Consider the following 21,187-nt stretch of genomic DNA (forward strand, 5'->3'; position numbering starts at 1 on the left):
ATCAGGCTATTCCGGACCCCAGGGAAAATCGAATGTGGTTCCGAACCAGTAAATTTTCCCAGTAATGCCGCATCCAGTCCCAGGCGGCATTGTTGACCTGTTCTACGAACGGATCGAGGTTCAGCTCATAGTAGTCTGGCGTACCGGCAATCTGGAGCACGGTGATGGTGATTGCATCGTCCAACTCATTCGAGAAGGGTTCGCCAATAAGCTGATGAGTCAACAGGTTAGCACGGGTGGCTTCAAGATCCACCAAATCGCTGGCGCGAATGGAGCGATTATTCTCGTACATTTCCTCCATCAACCGATGGCACAGGTAGGCCCGGATCAGTAAGCCATCCAGGCCATCGTATTTCACAATCAGCGCTGACGGCCGGGTGAAGTATTGGGTGGCAGCATCTACAAACGGGGCGAACAGCTCAGCCTTGCCGGCTTCACGGGCGCAGGCTTCGACACATTCGATCAGGCGGGGCGCCATTTCGATGTATTCCACCGCGAACTGGAACAGCGAGGTGGCCGGTTGGTACCCGTCAATAGTGACGGATGAAGGCAGGCAGGCCGCCTTCTCCCGGAGTTGCTGGAGAAAGATGCCCGAACGTGCTTCCTTGCGTCGTGCTTGATCAATAATCTCGAGAACCACCTGTGGTGTCATGTCAGGAGATGCCGATGTTGTAACGAATTGAGGTCGCAAGGCCCCTCCCGTAGTCCGTATACCGTATCTGGGCAGGCAAGCAGCGGCGGACGGTCCACTACAGGCCTGCCATTTCCGACAAGTGTAGTCGACATTTTGCGCCTTGCCGGTTCAACACCAGGAAAAAACCGGCGTGTGTGAGTGTGCTTCGGCGGTCTGTTCAGGCGCGTTCAAACCAGCGCTGATGTCGGCTGTGGGACCAGCACAGCCAGCCCATGCTGAGCGCCCGTGCCAGCATCAGACAGATCAGTGAAAACCACAGGCCGTGGTTGCCCCAACCGGTGGTGAGCCACCACACCGGCAGGAACACCACCAGCGCCGAAAACAGCATGGTGTTCTGCATATCCCGGGTGCGGGTGGCACCGATGAAAATACCATCCAGTAAAAAGCCCCAGACCGCCGCGAAGGGCAGCAGCCAGAGCCAGGGCAAATACTGCCAGGCGGTGGTGCGGACCTCTTCGATCCCGGTCAACAAGGCAATCAGACCCCGGCCCCCGGCGACAAACACCACGGTCAGCAGCAGGGCGCCCCAGAGCGACCAGCGCAGGGCACTGCGGAATACCGCCCGGAAACGAATCCGACTGCCCTTGCCGATGGCTTCACCAATTAAGGCCTCGGCGGCATTGGCAAAGCCATCCAGGGCATTGGATATGAGAAGCAGGAAGGTCAGCAGTACCGCGTTGGCGGCCAAAATGGTGTCGCCCTGCCGGGCACCCTGGGCGGTAAAAAACGCCAGCACCAACAGCAGGGCAATGGTGCGAACCATAATGAAACGGTTGACCTGGAGAATGGCAGGTAGTCGCTCAGTTGGCCGAACAGGGCCCGGGTCAGGCGCTGGCCCTCGGGCATCCGGGTCAGGACGATGGCAAAGCCGATGCCGGCGGCACCGTATTCCGCGATTACCGTGGCGATGGCAACGCCCCGGCTGTTCCAGCCCAGGCCGGTGACAAACAGGATATCCAGCACGATGTTCACGCCGTTGGCCACGATCAGTATGATCATCGGGCCGCGGGCGAACTGGGTGCCAATCAGCCAGCCCACCAGCGTGTACTGGCACAGCACCGCCGGGGCACTCCAGATCCGGATGGCGGCATACTCGGCGGCCAGGCTACTGACATCCGGACTGGGGGTCATCAGATTCAGGCCCAAGGCAATCAGCGCTGGTGCAACAGGATCAGCAGCAGCCCGATGGCCACCGACAGCAGCACCGAGCGCAGCAGCAGCGCGACCTGACCAAACCGGTCGCGCTTACCCCAGGCCTGGCCGCCAGGCCGGTCGTGCCCATGCGCATGAAGCCAAAAGTCCAGTACAGGATGCTGAACAGGTTGGCGCCGACGGCGACCGCGCCGAGGTATTCCGGACTGTCCAGGTGGCCCAGCACGGCAGTATCCACCAGGCCCAGCAGCGGCACGGTCAGGTTGGTCAGCATCAGTGGCCAGGCCAGGGCCCAGAGGCGCCGGTCGATGGCAGGCAGGTGGAACATCCTATATCGCTCTGTTTTTTAAAAATGTGTGGTTAGCAGTTTTGGATTTAACTGATTTTTTAGCCTTTTTCGGATCTGTGTCTATACTCGTTTTTGAGGTATCCATAAGCAGGCTTCCACACTGATTCCAGGGTGTATGCGAGCGCCCGAAAAATCAGTGGGATAACGCAAATCCGACAAGAATAACACTCTGTGGAGACACAGTATGCGCGTGCACGCTCAGCGGGCAGGTGCCCTGTTAGGTGGTCTTATGTTCCCGGCCGTGTCCCTGGCGGACTGGACGTTGAACATGACCCCTGGGGTGACCGGCACCAGTAACGAAATATTCAGCCTTCACATGATCATTCTCTGGATCTGCGTCGCCATTGGCGTCGTGGTGTTCGGGGTTATGTTCTGGTCCATCTTCGCCCATCGAAAATCCCAGGGTTACAAACCTGCGAATTTTCATGAAAACACGTTGGTGGAGATTCTCTGGACGATCATCCCCTTTGTCATCCTCGTGGTAATGGCGATTCCGGCCACCGCCACCCTGGTGGACATGTACGACACCACCGAATCCGATGTCGACATCAAGGTCACCGGCTACCAGTGGAAATGGCAGTACGAATACATTGATGAAGATTTTGGCTATTTCTCCAATCTCTCCACACCTCGTGACCAGATCAACAACCGGCAGGCCAAAGGTGAGAACTACCTGCTGGAAGTGGATAACCCCCTGATCATCCCCGTGGGCAAGAAGGTACGTTTCCTGCTGACGGCGAATGATGTGATTCACTCCTGGTGGGTACCGGCCTTTGGCGTGAAGAAGGACGCCATTCCCGGCTTCATCAACGAAACCTGGACCCGGGTCGATGAGCCCGGCACCTATCGTGGCCAGTGCACCGAACTGTGCGGCAAGGATCACGGCTTCATGCCGGTGGTGGTGAAGGCCGTGCCCCAAGAGGAATACGACACCTGGGTAGCGGAGCAGAAAGTTGCGGCCGAGAAAGAGCGTGAGCTGACCCAGAAAGACTGGACCATGGCCGAGCTGATGGAACGCGGTGAGAAAGCCTACCAGACTGCCTGCGCGGCCTGTCACCAGGCGGACGGCAGCGGTGCGCCCCCGGCCTTCCCGGCGCTCAAGGGCAGCAAGATTGCTCTCGAGGACATGGCCGCCCACATCGATATCGTGGTCAACGGCGTGTCCGGCACTGCCATGCAGGCCTTCGGCAACCAGTTGAGCGAGGTGGACCTGGCGGCGGTGATTACCTACGAGCGAAACGCCTGGGGTAACAACACCGGTGAAATGGTCACGCCGAAAGAGATTTTTGATTACAAGAACGAGCAGTAATCAACGCCAGATAACAGCTATCACCAGCCACAATAAATGGCGGTAACGGGGGTTTTCATGAGTGCGGTTGCAGATACCCACGCCCAGGATCATCATCACGGCCCGGCTAAAGGCTTCAGCCGCTGGCTGCTGACCACCAACCACAAAGATATAGGTACCATGTACCTGATCTTCAGTTTCGCCATGTTCCTGCTTGGCGGAACCATGGCGATGGTCATTCGGGCGGAACTTTTCCAGCCCGGTTTGCAGATTGTGCAACCGGAATTCTTCAACCAGATGACCACCATGCATGGTCTGATCATGGTGTTCGGGGCTGTCATGCCGGCGTTCGTCGGATTGGCCAACTGGATGTTGCCGCTGATGATCGGTGCCCCCGACATGGCGCTGCCGCGAATGAACAACTGGAGTTTCTGGCTGCTGCCCTGTGCTTTCCTGATCCTGGTTTCGACTCTGTTCATGGAAGGCGGTGCGCCCAACTTCGGCTGGACCTTCTACGCGCCCCTGTCGACGACCTATGGGCCTCCGAGCACCACCTTCTTTATTTTTGCCGTCCATATCATGGGGATCTCCTCGATCATGGGCGCGATCAACGTCATTGCCACCATTCTGAACCTGCGTGCCCCGGGCATGACCCTGATGAAAATGCCCCTGTTCGTCTGGACCTGGCTGATCACCGCGTTCCTGCTGATTGCCGTGATGCCGGTACTGGCGGGTGTGGTCACCATGATGCTGATGGATATCAACTTCGGCACCAGCTTCTTTGATGCCTCCGGTGGCGGCGACCCGGTGCTGTTCCAGCATGTGTTCTGGTTCTTCGGGCACCCCGAGGTCTACATCATGATCCTGCCGGCCTTTGGCGCGGTCTCCCACATCATCCCGGCGTTCTCCAGAAAACCGCTGTTTGGCTACGCCTCCATGGTGTATGCGGTGGGTGCCATCGCCCTGTTGTCGTTCGTGGTTTGGGCTCACCACATGTTCACCGTGGGTATCCCCATCGCCGGCCAGCTGTTCTTCATGTACGCCACTATGCTGATTGCCGTGCCTACCGGGGTGAAAGTGTTCAACTGGGTAGCCACCATGTTCCGCGGCGCGCTCAGCTTTGAGGCCCCCATGCTGTTTGCAGTCGCCTTCGTGATCCTGTTCACCATCGGTGGTTTCTCCGGCCTGATGCTGGCCATTGCCCCGGCTGACTTCCAGTACCACGACACCTATTTTGTGGTGGCGCACTTCCACTATGTACTGGTGCCTGGTGCGATCTTCGGCATCTTTGCCTCTGCCTACTTCTGGCTGCCCAAGTGGACTGGCCACATGTACGACGAAACCCTGGCCCAGACCCATTTCTGGCTCTCGTTCATCGGCATGAACCTGGCGTTCTTCCCGATGCACTTCCTGGGTCTGGCGGGCATGCCGCGACGGATTCCGGATTACGCCCTGCAGTTCGCCGACTTCAACATGGTCTCCAGTATCGGTGCCTTCATGTTTGGGGCTACCCAGCTGCTGTTCCTGTTCATTGTGGTGAAATGCGTTCGTGGTGGTAAGGCGGCGGCCGCCCAGCCTTGGGATGGCGCCGAAGGTCTGGAGTGGACGGTACCGTCACCAGCGCCTTACCACACCTTCGCCACGCCTCCGGAAGTGAAGTAGGCGGGGCCTGAGATGGACGAGCGCACTCCGGCAGCCGACGCACGTCCGCGCACTAATGCGCGGGTGGTGTCCTGGTGCCTGGCCGGGGTGGTGGGCATGTTTGCCTTTGGCTTTGCCCTGGTGCCGCTGTACGACGTGTTCTGCGAAATCACCGGCATCAACGGCAAGACCGGTGGCCGCTACGAAGCAGTAGCGGCAGCCGAGGCCGATGTCACGCGCACGGTGCAGGTGCAGTTCCTGGCCCAGAACGGCCCGGGTATGCCCTGGACCTTCCGGCCGGTCACCCGGAGTATCGACGTTCATCCCGGTGAGCCGGTGACCGTGGCCTTCTTCGCCAGAATCCGACGGGTGCGGCAATGGTGGGCCAGGCGGTTCCGAGCCTGTCGCCGTCCGAAGGCACCCTGTATTTTCACAAGACCGAGTGTTTCTGCTTTAACCAGCAACCCCTGGCGGCGGGTGAAAGCACCGAGATGCCGCTGGTGTTTATCGTTGACCGGGATCTGCCCGAGCACATTACCAAGCTGACCCTGTCCTACACACTCTACGATCAGAGTAAAACGGCGACGGTGTCAGACACGGATCGACCTATCACAACAACAAACGAAAACGGCTAAGCCATCGGAGATTGTCATGGCGGATAACCAGAGCTACTACGTTCCGGAACAGAGCAAATGGCCGATCATTGCCACCGTCGGCCTGGGTTTAACCCTCTACGGGGTGGCATCGATCATGGTGAATAGCAAGCAGGGCGAGAGCACTGACGGCTCCTGGTTCCTGTTTATGATAGGCGCCGTGATCATGGCGTACATGCTGTTTGGCTGGTTCGGCAATGTGATCCAGGAGAGCCGGGCCGGGCTCTACAGTGATCAGATGGATCGGTCTTTTCGCTGGGGCATGAGCTGGTTCATTTTCTCGGAAGTGATGTTCTTTGCCGCCTTCTTTGGCGCTTTGTTTTACGTTCGGGTGTTCGCCGTGCCCTGGCTGGGCGGTGAAGGTGACCGGGGCAGCTCGGCCATGCTTTGGGACGGCTTTAGGGCAACCTGGCCACTGGTAGAAAACCCGAATCCTGAGGCGTTCCCCGGACCCAAAGAAGTGATCAGTGCCTGGGGTCTGCCCCTGATCAACACCATATTGCTGGTGACCTCTTCATTCACCGTGACGGTGGCTCACCATGCCTTGAAGGCAGGCAATCGGGCCAAGACCAAGCTCTGGCTCGGCCTGACCATCGCCCTGGCCCTGGTGTTCCTGTTTGTCCAGGGCTACGAGTACATCCACGCCTATCGTGATCTGGACCTGACCCTGGCTTCCGGGATCTACGGCAGCACTTTCTTCATGCTGACGGGCTTCCACGGTGCCCACGTCCTGCTGGGTTCACTGATGCTGATCATCATGTTGCTACGCATCAACAAGGGGCATTTTACCGCTGACAACCACTTTGGATTTGAAGCCGCAGCCTGGTATTGGCACTTCGTGGATGTGGTCTGGTTAGGGTTGTTCATCTTCGTTTACATCATCTGACCAGGATTGACACGGTTGGCAGGATTAAAAGGGAGTCGGATTCATGGTCAGGCTCCCTTGCCACAGCGCAATCAGAATCAACGCCAGGAGCAGTATGCTAAGCGTGACCCGGACCGCCAGGGAGTTCACCACCCGATTGGTTTTACCGCCATCCTTGATCAGAAAAAACAGGCCACTGAACAGACTGACCACCACGGCCAGCATTAACACGATGATTACGGCTTTCAACATGGAATATCCCGGTGCAGCACAAGAAATGAAAGGGCGGGCCGGCGGCAATCACGCAACCCCAGAGATCACTATAGCAGAGCATGTCTGATCCGCAGGGCAGAGCCCGTCACTGGCACTTTGACTGGCGGCTGATGCTGTTCAGCGGGGTTTTCCTGCCGTTGCTGATTGGACTGGGGCTGTGGCAGCTGGACCGGGCCGGGCAAAAGCAGGAGCTCCTGACGCAGTGGCAGCAGCAAGCGCTGGACCTGAGGTGGCCAGAGCTGGTTGGTCGGGGTCTGGATTCGGGGCGGCCGGTGACGTTGAGAGGGCGCTTCGGTGACCACAGCTGGCTGTTGGACAACCGCACCCGGGACGGTATGCCCGGCTACGAGGTCCTGACCCTGTTCTTTCCGCTGCAAGGCCCGCCGGTGGTGGTCAACCGGGGCTGGATTCAGGCCCCGCGGCACCGCGACGAGCTGCCAAGGGTGCCGTCGCCCGAAGATGTGCTGGAGGTGTCTGGCCGCATCAGCGAGTATCCGGAACCGCCCGTGTTGAATGATCAGACCCCGCCTGAAACCAGCTGGCCCCGGCGCGTGCAAAGCCTGCCCCGGGCCGTAGTGGCCGACGAAATCACCGACATTCCCGAGGCTATCATCCGATTGGCCGGCAGTGATCAGCGGTGCTTTCCGCGCCGATTGGGCGCCTGATCGTATGGGACCACAAACTCATTACGGGTACGCTACACAATGGTTTGCGTTGGCGCTCGCACTGGGTATATTGACGTTAGCTGCGAGCTACCGAAAGACAGGAGCCAATAATGACAACGACAATGGCTAACCAGGCATCTGATGACAACAACGGACCCTCTCCCGAGCAGGTCCGACGGGGTCGGCGTACCGCCATTCTGCTGTTTGCCATCGGGTTCGGCCCTATGGTGTTTGCCACCATCATGTACTACACCGGCTGGTTGAATCCTGCCGGTCATACCAACAATGGCACCTTGATCCAGCCGGTGGTGTCGGTGCAAACCCTGAATCTGGAAACCGTAGCGGGTAAGCCGCTGGCGGACCGGTTTGGCCCGGACGAGGTCGAGCCCGAGTGGTTGCTGCTGGTGGCCGCGGGCGACTGCACCAGCGAGTGTGAGGAACTGCTGTACCTGGCACGACAGGTCAACATTGCTCTCGGCAAGAACGCCAACCGGGTGTCTCGCGCGGCGGTGTTGGGCAGTGTGCCGGCGGAGCTGGAATCTCGCTGGAAGAAGGAATACAGCCTGATGGAGCGACTGGTTCCGGCACCCGGCACCACGCCAGCCTGGCCCAAGGGCATTGATCCTCAGTCCCAGCCGCGCATTCTGCTGGTCGACCCGTTTGGCAATCTGATGATGCACTACGGCTCTGACAATACCGGCAAAGAGCTGCTCAAGGATCTCAAGCACTTGCTCAAGATTTCCCAGATCGGATGACCGCACCGTGGAGGACTCGCGTGTGAATCAGCAGTCGTCAGCTTCCTCGCCCCAGGCCCGGCGCCTGTTTAACTGGGCCCTGTTTGCCACCCTGCTGGCAGTGGTGGTGATCATGCTCGGCGCCTGGACCCGACTGGTGCACGCCGGGCTGGGTTGCCCGGACTGGCCTGGCTGCTACGGTTTTCTTACCGTGCCCCAGAGCGAGTCCAGTATTGCCATTGCCAATGCCCGGTTCCCGGACACCCCGGTGGATGTGGAGAAAGGCTGGCCGGAAATGATTCATCGCTATGCCGCCGGCACTCTCGGCCTGGTGGTGTTTGGCTTGGCGGCCTACGCTTTTCGTCATCGAAAGCTCGGTGTCCCGGTCAAACTGCCGCTGTTCATTGCCGGCTTTATTGTCCTGCAGGGTGCTTTTGGCATGTGGACCGTCACCCTCAAACTCTGGCCCCAGGTGGTCGCCATGCATCTGCTGGGCGGCTTCACCACCTTGAGCCTGCTGGCCCTGCTCGCCCTTCGGCTCCGACAACGCACGGCCGCTCCGAAACCCCAAACCACAGTTGTAGCCCTGCAAGGGTTCAGGCCCTGGCTCTATGGCGGCCTGTTGCTGGTGGTGATGCAGATCGCCCTTGGCGCCTGGACCGCTGCCAACTACGCTGCTGTGGCCTGCACCGACCTGCCCACCTGCCAGGGTCAGTGGTGGCCAGAAGGCATGGATTTTCAGCACGGCTTTGATGTTACTCAGCAGGTTGGCCCCAACTATCTGGGCGGCCAGCTGACCGCCGATGGCCGGGTGGCCATTCATATGACCCACCGCATTGGCGCCATGGTTGTCCTTGGTTACTTCGCTGTCCTGCTGGCCTGATGTGGCGCCAGCGTCGGGCATCGGGCCTGACCCAGGCCATTGCCCTGGTGGCGCTGGCACTTGGCGCGCAGATCCTGCTCGGGCTGGCTAATGTGATCCTGAATATTCCCCTGGCCATAGCCGTTGCCCACAACGCCATGGGTGCGGGGTTGCTGCTGACGCTGGTGCACTTGATCTGGCGCCACCATCAATTACCGAAACTGAACACCGCGAGTGCAACACACACAACAACAATTAACCGGGAGGTTACGGCATGAGTGAACGAGTGGAAGCATTGCCGGCCCAGACAACTGCGAACGAATCCATCACCTGGCGCGATTTCCTGGAGCTGACCAAGCCCAGAGTGGTAGCGCTGATGATCCTCACCTCGGTGATCGGCATGCTGCTGGCGGCCCCCGGGGTTCCGGGCTGGGAGGTGTTGTTGTATGGCAACCTGGGTATCGCCCTGCTGGCCGGTGCTGCCGCGGTGGTGAACCATGTGGTGGACCAGAAGATTGATACCGTGATGGCCCGCACCCGCAAACGCCCGGTGGCCACTGGCAAGATTGCCCCGGTAGACGCCTTGCTGTTCGCCACCCTGCTGGCCTGCGTGGGCATGGTGGTGTTGATGTGGCAGGTGAATGCGCTGACCGCCTGGCTGACCCTGGCCTCGCTGGTGGGCTACGCCGGTGTCTATACCTTGTTTCTCAAGCGCGCGACGCCCCAGAACATCACCATAGGCGGCCTCGCTGGTGCCATGCCGCCTTTGCTGGGTTGGACTGCTGTCACCGGTCAGGTGGAAGGTCATGCTCTGCTGCTGGTGCTGATCATCTTCGCCTGGACTCCTCCGCACTTTTGGGCCCTGGCGATTCACCGCAAGGAAGAATACGCCAAGGCCGGCATTCCGATGCTGCCGGTCACCCACGGCAACCATTACACCGAGCTGCATATCCTGTTGTACACCTTCATGCTGTTGGCGGTGAGCTGCTGCCGTTTGTCACCGGCATGTCTGGCGGGATCTACCTGATTGGCGCCCTGGTCCTGGGCCTGCGGTTCCTGCACTATGCCATCCGCCTGTGGAAAGGTGATGATCGCCGGGTAGCGCTCAATACCTTCAAGTACTCGATTACCTATCTGATGGCACTATTTGTGGTATTGCTGGTCGATCATTTTGTATTCTTCTAACGACTTAGCTTGATCGCGCAGGCGGGTAAGACCTTCCAAAACCGTGCGGAGCCATGGATGGCGGAGCCGAGCGTACAGGGATGTATTTACAGCGTGTTTTGGAAGGTCTTACCCGTTTGCGCAGCCCTCAATTGTTGATGGAACCCCAATGAACAGCTCTATTCGCCTGACACTGTTTCTGCTTCTGCTCCTGGTTATTCTGATCTTCGGACTGGTGATCGGGCGTCAGGTTTATATGGTGGGCGGCCAGGAACCTGAGCCGGCGCCGGTTTTGGCCGAGCTGAATACCTACGTCTATGACCAGCCCCGGGAGCTGGTGGAGTTCACCCTCACCAATGAACAGGGCGAAACGGTCACCCGGGAAAGCCTCCGGGGCCGCTGGACCTTTGCCTTCGTGGGCTACACCAATTGCCCGGATATCTGCCCGGCGGCCATGGCCAACCTGCGCCGGACTGATCAGCTGCTGTCACCCGAGCTGCCGCAACCGGACTACCTGCTGGTCAGCGCCGATCCGGAACACGACACTCCGGACAAGCTAAAGGCCTACACCGACTTCTTCGGTGACAACTTCCATGGCCTGACCGGCGATCTGGATACTTTGCGTTCTTTCGCCAAGAGCCTGAATGCGGTGTTTATTCACCGCGATGTGGATGGCGAGCTGCTAGTGGACCACAGTGGCCACTTCGCGTTGCTGAACCCCGATGGCAGGTTGGCCGCGGTACTGCAGCCGCCGCACAAGCCGGAAGAGCTGGCTGAGGCTTTTGAGCGGATTTATGAGTGGGCTCGGGAGAATCGGGAGCGGTTGTCGTCCTGATTTTTTTTGTAGGACTGGTTGGGTATGGGATTGATCGGGGTGGCGGGTATTTTTCCTTGGAAATGGAACTCGCTGCGCTCAGACATCCATTTCTGGCGGAAAAATACCCCACCACCCCTCTCTAGCTGACAATACCGATATCGTTGACAAAAAAGACTACCGAGCTACTTAATGCTCCCGATCGATGAAATCCTTCCGGAACTGAAGCAAACCCTGGAACGGTCTACCACCGTGTTGCTGCAGGCGCCGCCGGGTGCCGGTAAGACTACGCGGGTGCCGCTGGCGCTATTGGATGCGCCCTGGCGCGATGACAAGACTATTCTGATGCTGGAACCGCGGCGGCTGGCGGCTCGGTCGGCGGCTCGGTTTATGGCCAAGCAGCTGGGCGAGAAGCCGGGCCAGACGGTTGGGTATCGGACGCGGCTGGATACCAAGGTGTCTTCGGCTACCCGGATTGAGGTGGTGACCGAGGGCATTCTGACCCGGCTGATTCAGGCCGATCCGATGCTCGAAAACTACGCCGCGGTGCTGTTTGATGAGTTTCATGAGCGCTCGTTGCAGGCGGATCTGGGGCTGGCGCTGGTGCGGGAATCCCAGCAGGCGTTGCGGGAGGATCTGCGGGTGGTGGTGATGTCGGCGACACTGGATACCGGGCCCATTGCCCGGGTGCTTGGTGAGGTGCCGGTACTGCGCAGCGAAGGTCGGGCGTTTCCGGTGGAGGTCCTGTATCGACCGGCACCGGCTCAGGCCCGCCGGGTTTGGATGGCTGATCGGGTGGTTGCGGTAATTCACGAGGCGCTGCAGAGGCAACCCGGTTCGGTGCTGGTGTTTCTGCCCGGGGCTGGGGAGATTCGTCGGGTTGCGCAGCAGTTGCAGGGTGCGGTCCCGGACGATGTGCTGGTAACGCCGCTGTTCGGCAACTTAAAATCGGACGAACAGGATCGGGCCATTGCCCCCGCCAGGCCGGGCCAGCGCAAGGTGGTTTTGGCGACCGCCATTGCCGAGACCAGTCTGACCATTGAGGGCGTGCGGGTGGTGATCGACAGCGGCCAGCAGCGTCGGGCGGTGTTCGATGCGAACAGTGGCATGACCCGGCTGATGACCGGACGGGTATCGAAGGCTTCGGCGGAGCAGCGGAAGGGCCGGGCTGGCCGGATTGAACCGGGGGTCTGCTACCGCCTGTGGAGTGAGTCCGAGCAGTTCGGGCTGGCCGACTTCACTCCGCCAGAAATCCAGGAAGCCGATCTGGCACCGCTGGTGCTGGAGCTGGCCCAGTGGGGCGCGCGCTCACCGGATCAGGTGGCCTGGATCGATACTCCACCCCAGTCACACTGGCACCAGGCGGTGGCGTTGCTGCAGTGGCTGGATATGCTGGCGCCCGACGGTGCCATCACCGAACACGGCAAGGTGGCCCGGGATCTGGGGGTGCATCCGCGCCTCGCGCACATGGTGTTGCGGGGCCGGGCCCTGGGGTTGGGTGCCTTGGCGGCCGATTTGGCGGCATTGCTGGGAGATCGGGATCTGTTGGGCCCCGGCGCGGGTGCAGATTTGCACGAGCGGGTTCGGTTGCTGCACGGCGAGCGTGGGCATGGCGGTGTCGATTCGGCGCGACTGCAGTCGGTTCGTCAGGCCGCCAAGCGCCTCGTTGGCAGCGCCGGTCGCTCCCAAAAGCCACCCACCGAGTCCGAGGTCGGGCGCTTGTTGGCCCAGGCCTACCCGGACCGGATTGGCCGGCGTCGCGCCGGTCAGGCTCCCCGGTATCAGCTCAGCAATGGCAAAGGCGCTAGCCTGCGGGACGACGATGCCCTCGCCCGCCACGACTGGCTGGTGGCCGCCGAGCTGGATGGCCAGGCGCGGGAAGCCATGATTTATCTGGCCGCACCTGTAGACCTGGCGGATCTGGAACAGGATCTCGCCAGCCATATCCATGAACGTGAGGAAGCGGTCTGGGACGATAAGCGAGGACGGTGATTGCGCGCCGGGTCCGCAAACTGGGGGAGCTGGTGCTGGCGGAACAGGCGCTGAAGCAACCGGACCCGGTGTTGATCCAGCAAGGGCTGCTCAATGCCGTAAGGCAAAAGGGCCTGGCAAGCTTGCCCTGGTCCAAATCCGCCCGACAGTGGCAGGCACGGGTGAAGTTGTTGGCCCATATGCGGCCCGGCGACTGGCCCGATGTCAGTGACGCCGCCCTGCTGGCCAATCTGGAAACCTGGTTAGCCCCGTTCCTGCCCGGGCTGCAGCGCTGGTCCGACCTGCAAGGACTGAATCTGCAACAAGCGCTGCAAAGTCTGTTGGATTACCATCAGCAACAGCAGCTGGAGGCGCTGGCCCCGAAGGCATTGACCATTCCCACCGGGCAATCGGTGGCCCTCGATTACACCGCCGACAATGGCCCGGTGCTGGCGGCCAAGCTCCAGGCCCTGTTTGGCTGGACGGAAACCCCGAGACTGGCCGGTGGCCAGGTACCCGTGGTGATTCATCTTTTGTCACCGGCACAGCGACCCCTGGCGGTCACCGCCGATCTGGCCAGTTTCTGGCGCAATGCCTACCCGGAAGTGCGCAAAGACATGCGCGGCCGTTATCCGAAGCACCCCTGGCCAGAAGACCCATTCACTGCACAGGCGCAGCAGGGTACGAAAAAACGCCCTGTTCGCTGATTCGTCCGGTCACTAGATGGTGCGGAATGGTCTCGAAGTAGATGTTGCGTACGGTGATCAACTGGCCTTTGGGCGCGCCCAGCTGCTCCGCTGGCAGCTCTTCCAGCACTACCCGATCGCTGCTCTCGGTGCTGTCCCGGAAGCTGTCGGCCAGCACCCAGAACGGCACGCTGCGTTCCCGGGCTGCCAACGCCAGTAGGCGGGTGCCGCTCTTGTTGACGAAATGACCGTCGGTCAGCCAGCTGTCGCAACCGGTCAGCACCAGATCCGCGGTGGCGATGAACACGCCCATCTGGCATCGGTGATCAGGGTTACCGGTACGCCGAGCTTGTTCAGCACGCTGGCCAACTGATGCCCTTCATGACCGGGACTGCTTTGGGTGCAGATTACCGAGAACCCGACATGTTCCTCCATCAGGCGTTGGAATAGCCGCTCCAGTACCGAGCTGGCGCTGTGGGTCATGATCACCGCGCCTTCGGGAATCTGGCTGCGGGCATGGTTAATGAGGGTATCTGTGGCGACTGTCAGCTCCTCATGCACCCTTTCAATCGCCGCCACCGGCTCACGATCGTCCGCCTGTAACTGCTCCTGTACCCGGACCATGGCATTGGCGATGACCACCATGCTCGGTCGGGCGTCCCGGAGTGTGTCCACCAGGGCGGTCAGCTTCCCACGCTTGGGACGTTCGAGACGGACATACTCGGCCAGTTCGCGCAGGGTTTTCAGCGTCAGTTCGGTGGCGCCCGACTGGTCATCGGCGTGAAGGGCATCAAGCAGTGCTTGGGCAGCAGGGTCGAGTTTGGCCATGGTCGCGGTCCGCGGTGGCTTTATCTAAAGCGTAGCAGGCTACTGCAAAAATGGGGTGATTGCGGGGCTTGGCTCATCTGCGGATAAAAGGCTTGCCAGCCGGGTCGGACCGGATAGAATGCGCTCACTTTTCCACCGTGCGGCGGTAATCATGCACCTCGTTTCGTTCAATGTGTTTCGTACCCTGGGCCTGCCCAACACCACTGTGTTGAAACCGGACCAGTTCCTGCAGCATCGCCAGCTTTTGCAACAGGCAGACTGGGTGCTGTTCCCGGAGTACTGGCAGCTCAACGCCCTGGTGCATGGGCTCGGGTGCCGGGTGTTTCCAAGCGTGGCCAGTTACCGCATCGGGCATGACAAGGTGGAGATGACCCGGGCATTCCAGACCGTTGCGCCGGCGCACACGCCCTGGACCCTGATCGAGGCCAATGGCCCGGTCGAGCAGGAGCGGGTCTGGCAGGCCATGCCGCATCCGTTCGTTGCCAAGCTGCCCAAGGCGAGCATGGGTGAGGGTGTGTGGCTGATCGAGACCCGGGCCGACTGGCAGCGTTATTGCGAGGTGACCGATGTGCTCTACGCCCAGGAATACCTGCCCATTGACCGGGACGCCCGGGTGGTGGTGATTGGCGATCGGGTGCTAACCGCCTACTGGCGGACCCAGGCCGACCAGGGTTTTTACAACAATGTGTCCCGGGGTGGGCGCATCGACAACAGCCCGGTGCCGGCGGTGATGACCGATCTGGCCCTGAGTCTGGCCCGGGACTTGGGAGTGGATCATGCCGGCTTCGATATCGCCCTGGTCGACGGTTACCCCTATGTCCTGGAGTTCAATCGCCTCTTTGGCAACAAGGGGCTGGCGGCCGGCCACGAGTTGCAGGACGCCATCCTCGGCTACCTGCGCCAGTCCAGTGAGCCTTCGGACCCCCGGGAGCCCTCGGACCCGAGACCGGCCTGGCCAACGGCGGTCTGAGCCCGGGCCAGGCGCGCCAAAGCCGGTTACAGGTTCTTGTAGCGATTGATGTCGAAGATGCCGGCTTGCAGTGGCTGGTTTTCGCGCTGCCATTGAGTGATGTCGTGCAGGGTCTCCCAGAACCGGGGATGAGTGCGACGAACCCCCCACAGGCTCACCAGGCGGTCGAACTTGCCCTGCTGGTCGGTGGTCAGGGCCGCCAGGCGTTCAGTGAAGAGCTTGAGCTGGGATGCCGGCACATCGAACATGAAGTTCGGGTAGCTGCCGATGATGCCCGGGTAGATGGTGAGCTGGTCGTCCTCGGGCTGGTAGCGCAAATCCTCATTGAACAGGAAGGCGACGTTTTCGTGGGCGCGGTCACGGATCAGGGTGTAGACCGTGCGCTCGCCCTGCTCGGTCCAGACCCGCACGAAGGTGACGTTGGGCAGGAAACGGATTGCCGGCAGGAACTCGGCGCGGGTGGCGGCCAGGGTGGAGAGCTGGCGATCGGCCTGCTGAACCCACGGTGCCTCGTTCTTACGCCCGCACTCTTTGCCCCCGCAGCGGTTAATCGGGTCGTCCCGTTCGGCGTTGAGCTGGTGGAAATTCAGCAGCAGGCGGGCGCCCAGTTCTGCGTTATAGGCACTCGTGGCGAAGGGCACCTGGGACGGCGCGGTGTTCTCCATCTCCGCGTAGCTGAAATCGAGCTTGAGATTGCCCGCACCCTGGTACCAGCGTTCCAGCACCCGGTTGCGTTCACCCGGGGGAATCAGCCGCAGGTAATTCTGCTCGCCGCCATTGCGGATCAGATCGAAGTACAGGCGAGTCTGGGCCTGGTGGGCGATCGTGCCAAACACATCAAAGTTCACCACCAGCTCGTAATAGGTGCGCTCGAACAGCGGGTAATCCATCCACCAGCTGGTCAGCGGAACCTGGCCGATCAGCCGCGTTGCACTGAGGCATTGTCGTGATGCCTGAAGATGGTCAGCAGGGCGTTGGTGTTGTTGCCATCGCCGTCCCAGATGTGGTCCAGGGCGGCACCGTCAGGATAGCTGTTGCGGTAGGCCTGGTTGCGCAGCTCGGTGTAGCGGTTGCGCTTGCCGCGGTAAAGACTCCAGTTGTCACCCAGGTCGAGCAGGTCGTTGTCCTGGCCCGGCAGTGCCAGTAAGGGCGTAACCGATTCCCGGTAGTCGGCGTCGGTGATGAACAGGTCATCGTCGGGATCGTGGAACACCGTCCAGAAGTGATCGCGGATGACGTCGGTGGCGATCTGGCCCCGGCATACCGGGCCACGGATGAAGGTGCGGGTAAAGTACTCGGCGTTGTCCAGCATAAACTGGTAGCGGGCACGGGCCGGTATCGCGGCGAAGGTGGCAAACGGATTGGCGCGGCTGGCCCGGCTGTAGTCGGGCAGGCTTTCCACTCGCCAGTCTGTGGCTTCGAACAGGCTGCGGGTGCGCTTGAAGGCTTCGGGCCCAAAGGCGAAGGTGATGTGGCGTTTGTGCACGATGCTGCCGGCAACCGGTCTGATCCGGTAGTACAGCGGGCCATTGGGCGCGTCGTTGGGCCGGCGGGTGGCGATGATGTCGATCGGCTGCCCCGGCGGGGTGTGTGAGCGCACGAGCTCGAAGAACCGGGTGTCGGCGCCGGCATCCTCGAAGTACAGGTGCGCCAGGTACAGATGTTCGTACAGCCAGCGGCTGACCAGCTGTTGGCGCCCAGACTCGCCGTTAAGCCAGTTTTCCCAGCGCTTGATGTGGCTCTGTTCCTGAGCGCTGGTTTCCAGGATCAGCGGGCTGATGGCGCCGCCCTGACTGAGCCAGCCGGTCAGTGTGGCGTACTCGTCGTCGCTCAGGCCGGCGACCGCCAGGGGCATGCCCTCATAGGGATGGTCGTCGGCGTAGTCGGCAAAGTTGTTGTTGCTGACACATTGATTGCTCCGGGACAGGCCCAGCTCAATGTCTTCCGGTAGCTTGCTGTTAGGGGCAAAGTCGTGGCGCTTGCCCAGGCGGATCATGTTCTCGAACAGGCTGCGGGTCTGGTCGCCCCGGGCCAACACGGAATAAAAGCCCAGGTCCCGCCACTGTTGTTCGGTGTCGGCGTCGATGCCGAGGCGGGTGGTGGCCTGTTTTTCCAACCGAGTGCCGTTGTAAACACTTTGCGGGTGGGCGCCCCGGATCAGGCCGTCGGAGTATTCCATTTTCAGCTGGCAGGGGGCATCGAAACAGCTGTGGCAGGCCAGGCATTTGGTTTCCAGGATTGGCCGGACGTGTTCGTTAAAACTGACGGGAGTCTGGGTGGGCGTCGGCAGAGCCTCGGTCTCGGGCGGGGCGACAGTTTCAGCACAGCCACTGAGCAGAATAAGGCCCAGAAATACCAATGCAAATGCTTTTGCCACGCTCAAACTCCCTTTCTAAATCAGCCTGTTAGTAATCTGGTTTTACCGTCTCGACCGGTGATCTCGGTCAGTGTGCCGGAAGCGCTCGGTTATGGGTAGATATGCTCATATCCGGAACCCCGAAAAAGCCCGATGATCGCGCCAATTCCGGGGGACTGCAGCCATGCTGTGGTGCCCCTTTTTTATGTCTGTGTGCCCATTGGAGGGAAACACTATCCATGACCGAGTCAGCCAACGCCAACATCGCCGATTACTACGACGCCGAGACGTTTAAGCGCATCAAAACCTTTGCCGACGGCAAGGAAACGCCGTTTGTGGTGATCGACACTGCCACCATTGACCGTCAGTACAACGAGCTGGTGGAAGGCTTTCCGTACGCCAAGGTGTATTACGCGGTAAAAGCCAATCCGGCCCAGCAGGTTCTGACCATGCTGCGGGACAAGGGTGCCAGTTTTGATATCGCGTCGGTGTATGAGCTGGAAAAGGTTTTGGCTCTGGGCGTGACCGGTGATCGAATCAGCTATGGCAACACCATTAAGAAGTCGAAGGACATTCGTACCTTCTACGAGAAGGGTGTGCGTATGTTCGCCACGGATTCGGAAGCGGATCTGCGCAACATTGCCAAGGCGGCTCCGGGCTCCAAGGTGTATGTGCGTATCCTGACCGAAGGCACGTTGACGGCAGATTGGCCGCTGTCCCGCAAGTTTGGTTGTCAGACGGATATGGCCATGGATCTGCTGATTCTGGCTCGTGATCTGGGCCTGGTGCCTTACGGTGTGTCGTTCCACGTGGGTTCGCAACAGCGCGAAATCGGTGCCTGGGACGCGGCTCTGAGCAAGGTGAAGGTGATTTTCGAGCGTCTGCGTGAAGAAGACGGCATCGAGTTGAAGATGATCAACATGGGTGGCGGTTTTCCGGCCAACTACATCACGCGTACCAATGAGCTGAAGGTGTACGCGGAGGAGATTGCCCGATTCCTGCACGAGGATTTTGGTGCCGATTTGCCGGAGATCATTATTGAGCCGGGCCGGTCGCTGATTTCCAACGCCGGTGTGCTGGTCAGTGAGGTGGTGCTGATTTCCCGTAAGTCGCGTACTGCCCTGCACCGCTGGGTGTTTACTGATGTGGGTAAGTTCTCGGGCCTGATTGAGACGCTGGATGAAGCGATCAAGTTTCCGATCTGGACCGACAAGGTCGGTGAAGGCGAGGACTGTGTGATTGCTGGTCCTACTTGCGACAGTGCGGACATCATGTACGAGCATCACAAGTATCCGCTGCCGCTGAACCTGGCGATTGGTGACCGGATGTACTGGTTGTCGACTGGTGCCTACACCACGACTTACAGTGCGGTGGAGTTCAATGGGTTTCCTCCGTTGAAGGATTATTACATCTAAGGCGGGGTGTCGCTTGGGCTGGAGCGGCCTTCTAAACAGAGAGGGCCGCGGGGCGGGGTTCATTTCCTCTGGGAAAAGTAACTCGCTGCGCTCAGACATCTTTTTCACGGCGGAAATGAACCCCCACCCCACGGCTTTTTGGCTTGGGTGGGGCGTTCTTTTGAAAGGGTCAGCTTTCGGGCTGGCCCTTTTTTCGTTCCAGATCGAGGGTGAAGGCCAGGGGCAGCACCAGTAGGCCATAGCCGATCATCATCAGCAGGGCGTGGCGGGCGTCACCGGTCCAGTCCGCCACGAGGCCACCGGTCATGGGGACGACGAAGGCGACGGTGTAGCCGACCAAGAAAGTGCCGGCGGACAGGCGGCCGGTTTCAGCGGCGGAGACCACCAGCGGTGGGATGGCCACCAGCAGGATCAGTAGCATTCCGGCGACCAGGCTCATGAGGGTGGCGCTGATGATGGACCACCAGCCACTGGTGACGACCGCGCCGATGGCGCCGATGAGGGCGATGCTGGCCAGGGTGGCGATGATTTCCCGGCGGCCGACCCAGCGCCGGGCCATTTTGAGCATGATTAGGGACGCGGCCACCTGGGCCAGGTTGTACCAGAACAGGGCCTCGGGCAGCTTGTCGAGCTGGCCCTGGGATTCCAGCAGGTTGGCCATGTAGGCGTTGAGGCCGAAGAACAGGCTGCCGGACAGGCCCAGTAGCAGGCCCAGCCGGAGCGTGAGCGGGTTGTGCCAGTCGGGCAGCCAAGCGGGTTTGCGGACCGGTCGGGCCCGGTCCCGTTTCGGCAGGAACAGGGCGGCAGCCACCAGCAGGGCCGGTAATGACCAGGCCACCAGAGTGGCGCGCCAACTGTTATCGAGCAGTGGCATCAGTACCGGCAGGGTAATGCCAGCACCAATGAATTCGCCCATCAGCATGCCGTTCATGTAGATCGCCGAGCCCAGCGCCAGATGGTGTGGTTCCAGCCAGCGTGGCAGCAAGGCCGGCAGTGCCGGCTGCATCATGGATACCCCGAAGCCCATCACGGCGCTGGCAATCATCAGGCTCAGGGTGTCGGGCACCAGGCCGCGGCCGGCGGAGCGATTACCATGATAACCATGGCCAGAGCCAAGGTGTTGCGGGGGCCGATGCGAGCGATGGAGAGAGAGCCGGGCATGGAGCCGACGGCCAGCATCAGGATAGGCAGGGTGGTCAGTGCGCCCGTTAAAGCCTGGGACAGCGCCAGTTCGTCGCTGATGAACGGTGCCAGCGGCGGCGCCACCAGCACCGGAACGCGCAGGTAAACCCCGGCCAACCAAAGCAACACCGCCACCGGCAGCAGTCGCGCTGGCGGTGGCGGTGTGGTTGTGGCGCGTGGTTCAGCCACAGTTTAAGATCAGTCTTCGCCAGTGTCCGGCAGGTAGGCGCCGTCTTCGTCGTGCACTTCGCGGCCGGTAACCGGCGGGTTGAAGGAACAGATCAGGCGCATGTCTTCGGTGCCGCCGTACAGGGTGTGCTGATCGTGCTTGTCGAGTGCGTACAGGGTGCCGTCGGTGATTTCGTGGGTCTCACCGGTAGCCTTGTCCAGAATCTTGCCGTTACCGGCGACGCAGTAGACCGCTTCCAGGTGGTGCTTGTACCAGAGGTTCAGTACCGCACCGGCGGGAATGATGGTCTCGTGGAATGAGAAACCCATGCCGTCTTTTTTCAACAGCATCCGGCGGCTGGTCCAGCCCGGGCCGGTGACTTCGCGTTCGGTACCAATGATGTCTTGCACTCGTACAATTTTCATTCACATTCCCCATTGTGTGATGGAACAGCCT

General features: G+C 60.6%; 13 protein-coding genes and 7 pseudogenes. 12 read left to right on the forward strand and 8 right to left on the reverse strand.

All coding sequences use genetic code 11. The features are described from left to right. Position 1 precedes the first annotated feature (1 nt). Together AU14_RS06685 and AU14_RS22685 are read right to left on the reverse strand one after the other, a co-directional pair. Positions 2–652, reverse strand: a complete 651-nt coding sequence (locus tag AU14_RS06685; protein ID WP_041339807.1) for a hypothetical protein — start codon at positions 650–652, stop codon at positions 2–4. Positions 653–851: 199 nt separating this feature from the next. Further along, positions 852–2,174 (reverse strand): annotated as a pseudogene (locus tag AU14_RS22685) (MATE family efflux transporter). Between the two features lie 205 nt (positions 2,175–2,379). Here AU14_RS22685 and coxB point away from each other — a divergent pair. The 4 genes and pseudogenes from coxB to AU14_RS06710 all read left to right on the forward strand — a co-directional run bounded on the left by coxB (position 2,380) and on the right by AU14_RS06710 (position 6,663). Continuing rightward, complete coding sequence (coxB, locus tag AU14_RS06695) at positions 2,380–3,504, forward strand: cytochrome c oxidase subunit II (RefSeq protein ID WP_041339809.1); 1,125 nt, start codon at positions 2,380–2,382, stop codon at positions 3,502–3,504. Positions 3,505–3,561: 57 nt separating this feature from the next. Beyond that, complete coding sequence (gene ctaD / locus AU14_RS06700) at positions 3,562–5,145, forward strand: cytochrome c oxidase subunit I (RefSeq protein ID WP_041339811.1); 1,584 nt, start codon at positions 3,562–3,564, stop codon at positions 5,143–5,145. Between the two features lie 12 nt (positions 5,146–5,157). Beyond that, a pseudogene (locus AU14_RS06705) lies at positions 5,158–5,759 on the forward strand (cytochrome c oxidase assembly protein). A gap of 16 nt (positions 5,760–5,775) precedes the next feature. Then, on the forward strand, positions 5,776–6,663 hold the full coding sequence (locus AU14_RS06710) for a cytochrome c oxidase subunit 3 (protein ID WP_041339814.1): 888 nt from the start codon (positions 5,776–5,778) through the stop codon (positions 6,661–6,663). A 24-nt stretch (positions 6,664–6,687) separates the two neighbouring features. On the opposite strand, the gene AU14_RS06715 is transcribed toward AU14_RS06710, so the two are convergent. Then, positions 6,688–6,894, reverse strand: a complete 207-nt coding sequence (locus AU14_RS06715; RefSeq protein ID WP_041339815.1) for a twin transmembrane helix small protein — start codon at positions 6,892–6,894, stop codon at positions 6,688–6,690. Between the two features lie 80 nt (positions 6,895–6,974). Between AU14_RS06715 and AU14_RS06720 the strand changes: the two genes are divergently transcribed. The 6 genes and pseudogenes from AU14_RS06720 (at position 6,975) to hrpB (ending at position 13,832) form a co-directional block, all read left to right on the forward strand. Further along, positions 6,975–7,580: an SURF1 family protein gene (locus AU14_RS06720; RefSeq protein WP_236744493.1), complete on the forward strand. Its 606-nt coding sequence runs from the start codon at positions 6,975–6,977 to the stop codon at positions 7,578–7,580. A gap of 110 nt (positions 7,581–7,690) precedes the next feature. Further along, complete coding sequence (locus AU14_RS06725) at positions 7,691–8,335, forward strand: hypothetical protein (protein ID WP_236744494.1); 645 nt, start codon at positions 7,691–7,693, stop codon at positions 8,333–8,335. Positions 8,336–8,447: 112 nt separating this feature from the next. After that, positions 8,448–9,454: pseudogene (locus tag AU14_RS06730) on the forward strand (COX15/CtaA family protein). Next, positions 9,451–10,361, forward strand: a pseudogene (cyoE, locus tag AU14_RS06735) (heme o synthase). Before AU14_RS06730 ends, cyoE begins: the two co-directional pseudogenes overlap by 4 nt. A gap of 148 nt (positions 10,362–10,509) precedes the next feature. Next, a complete protein-coding gene (locus AU14_RS06740; protein WP_041339819.1) occupies positions 10,510–11,175 on the forward strand; it encodes an SCO family protein in 666 nt (221 codons plus the stop codon). 171 nt (positions 11,176–11,346) lie between these two features. Then, positions 11,347–13,832 (forward strand): annotated as a pseudogene (hrpB, locus tag AU14_RS06745) (ATP-dependent helicase HrpB). Here hrpB and AU14_RS22690 read toward each other — a convergent pair. Then, positions 13,786–14,124, reverse strand: a complete 339-nt coding sequence (locus AU14_RS22690; protein ID WP_269079116.1) for an eIF2B alpha/beta/delta subunit family protein — start codon at positions 14,122–14,124, stop codon at positions 13,786–13,788. The pseudogene hrpB and the gene AU14_RS22690 overlap by 47 nt on opposite strands. Continuing rightward, positions 14,088–14,639, reverse strand: coding sequence for an eIF2B alpha/beta/delta subunit family protein (locus AU14_RS22695; RefSeq protein WP_269079117.1), 552 nt, complete (start codon positions 14,637–14,639; stop codon positions 14,088–14,090). Before AU14_RS22695 ends, AU14_RS22690 begins: the two co-directional genes overlap by 37 nt. Before the next feature lie 151 nt (positions 14,640–14,790). Between AU14_RS22695 and AU14_RS06755 the strand changes: the two genes are divergently transcribed. After that, positions 14,791–15,609: an ATP-grasp domain-containing protein gene (locus AU14_RS06755; RefSeq protein WP_041343721.1), complete on the forward strand. Its 819-nt coding sequence runs from the start codon at positions 14,791–14,793 to the stop codon at positions 15,607–15,609. Between the two features lie 26 nt (positions 15,610–15,635). Here the strand turns inward: AU14_RS06755 and AU14_RS20940 are convergent. Continuing rightward, positions 15,636–17,992, reverse strand: a pseudogene (locus AU14_RS20940) (fatty acid cis/trans isomerase). Positions 17,993–18,204: 212 nt separating this feature from the next. Between AU14_RS20940 and AU14_RS06765 the strand changes: the two are divergent. Further along, a complete protein-coding gene (locus tag AU14_RS06765) occupies positions 18,205–19,380 on the forward strand; it encodes a type III PLP-dependent enzyme (protein WP_041339821.1) in 1,176 nt (391 codons plus the stop codon). A gap of 169 nt (positions 19,381–19,549) precedes the next feature. Here the strand turns inward: AU14_RS06765 and AU14_RS06770 are convergent. Further along, positions 19,550–20,751, reverse strand: a pseudogene (locus tag AU14_RS06770) (MFS transporter). A 9-nt stretch (positions 20,752–20,760) separates the two neighbouring features. After that, entirely contained in the window at positions 20,761–21,156 is a 396-nt protein-coding gene (locus AU14_RS06775; RefSeq protein WP_041339823.1) for an ectoine synthase, read from the reverse strand. Positions 21,157–21,187: the final 31 nt, after the last annotated feature.

The sequence above is a fragment of the Marinobacter similis genome, from assembly GCF_000830985.1.
Lineage (GTDB): Bacteria > Pseudomonadota > Gammaproteobacteria > Pseudomonadales > Oleiphilaceae > Marinobacter > Marinobacter similis.

What these genes read in the sequence shown, in the direction of transcription:
- AU14_RS06685 (WP_041339807.1), bottom strand. Translation starts at nt 652, where the DNA reads ATGACACCACAGGTGGTTCTCGAGATTATTGATCAAGCACGACGCAAG.
- coxB (WP_041339809.1), top strand. Translation starts at nt 2,380, where the DNA reads ATGCGCGTGCACGCTCAGCGGGCAGGTGCCCTGTTAGGTGGTCTTATG.
- ctaD (WP_041339811.1), top strand. Translation starts at nt 3,562, where the DNA reads ATGAGTGCGGTTGCAGATACCCACGCCCAGGATCATCATCACGGCCCG.
- AU14_RS06710 (WP_041339814.1), top strand. Translation starts at nt 5,776, where the DNA reads ATGGCGGATAACCAGAGCTACTACGTTCCGGAACAGAGCAAATGGCCG.
- AU14_RS06715 (WP_041339815.1), bottom strand. Translation starts at nt 6,894, where the DNA reads ATGTTGAAAGCCGTAATCATCGTGTTAATGCTGGCCGTGGTGGTCAGT.
- AU14_RS06720 (WP_236744493.1), top strand. Translation starts at nt 6,975, where the DNA reads ATGTCTGATCCGCAGGGCAGAGCCCGTCACTGGCACTTTGACTGGCGG.
- AU14_RS06725 (WP_236744494.1), top strand. Translation starts at nt 7,691, where the DNA reads ATGACAACGACAATGGCTAACCAGGCATCTGATGACAACAACGGACCC.
- AU14_RS06740 (WP_041339819.1), top strand. Translation starts at nt 10,510, where the DNA reads ATGAACAGCTCTATTCGCCTGACACTGTTTCTGCTTCTGCTCCTGGTT.
- AU14_RS22690 (WP_269079116.1), bottom strand. Translation starts at nt 14,124, where the DNA reads ATGGGCGTGTTCATCGCCACCGCGGATCTGGTGCTGACCGGTTGCGAC.
- AU14_RS22695 (WP_269079117.1), bottom strand. Translation starts at nt 14,639, where the DNA reads ATGGCCAAACTCGACCCTGCTGCCCAAGCACTGCTTGATGCCCTTCAC.
- AU14_RS06755 (WP_041343721.1), top strand. Translation starts at nt 14,791, where the DNA reads ATGCACCTCGTTTCGTTCAATGTGTTTCGTACCCTGGGCCTGCCCAAC.
- AU14_RS06765 (WP_041339821.1), top strand. Translation starts at nt 18,205, where the DNA reads ATGACCGAGTCAGCCAACGCCAACATCGCCGATTACTACGACGCCGAG.
- AU14_RS06775 (WP_041339823.1), bottom strand. Translation starts at nt 21,156, where the DNA reads ATGAAAATTGTACGAGTGCAAGACATCATTGGTACCGAACGCGAAGTC.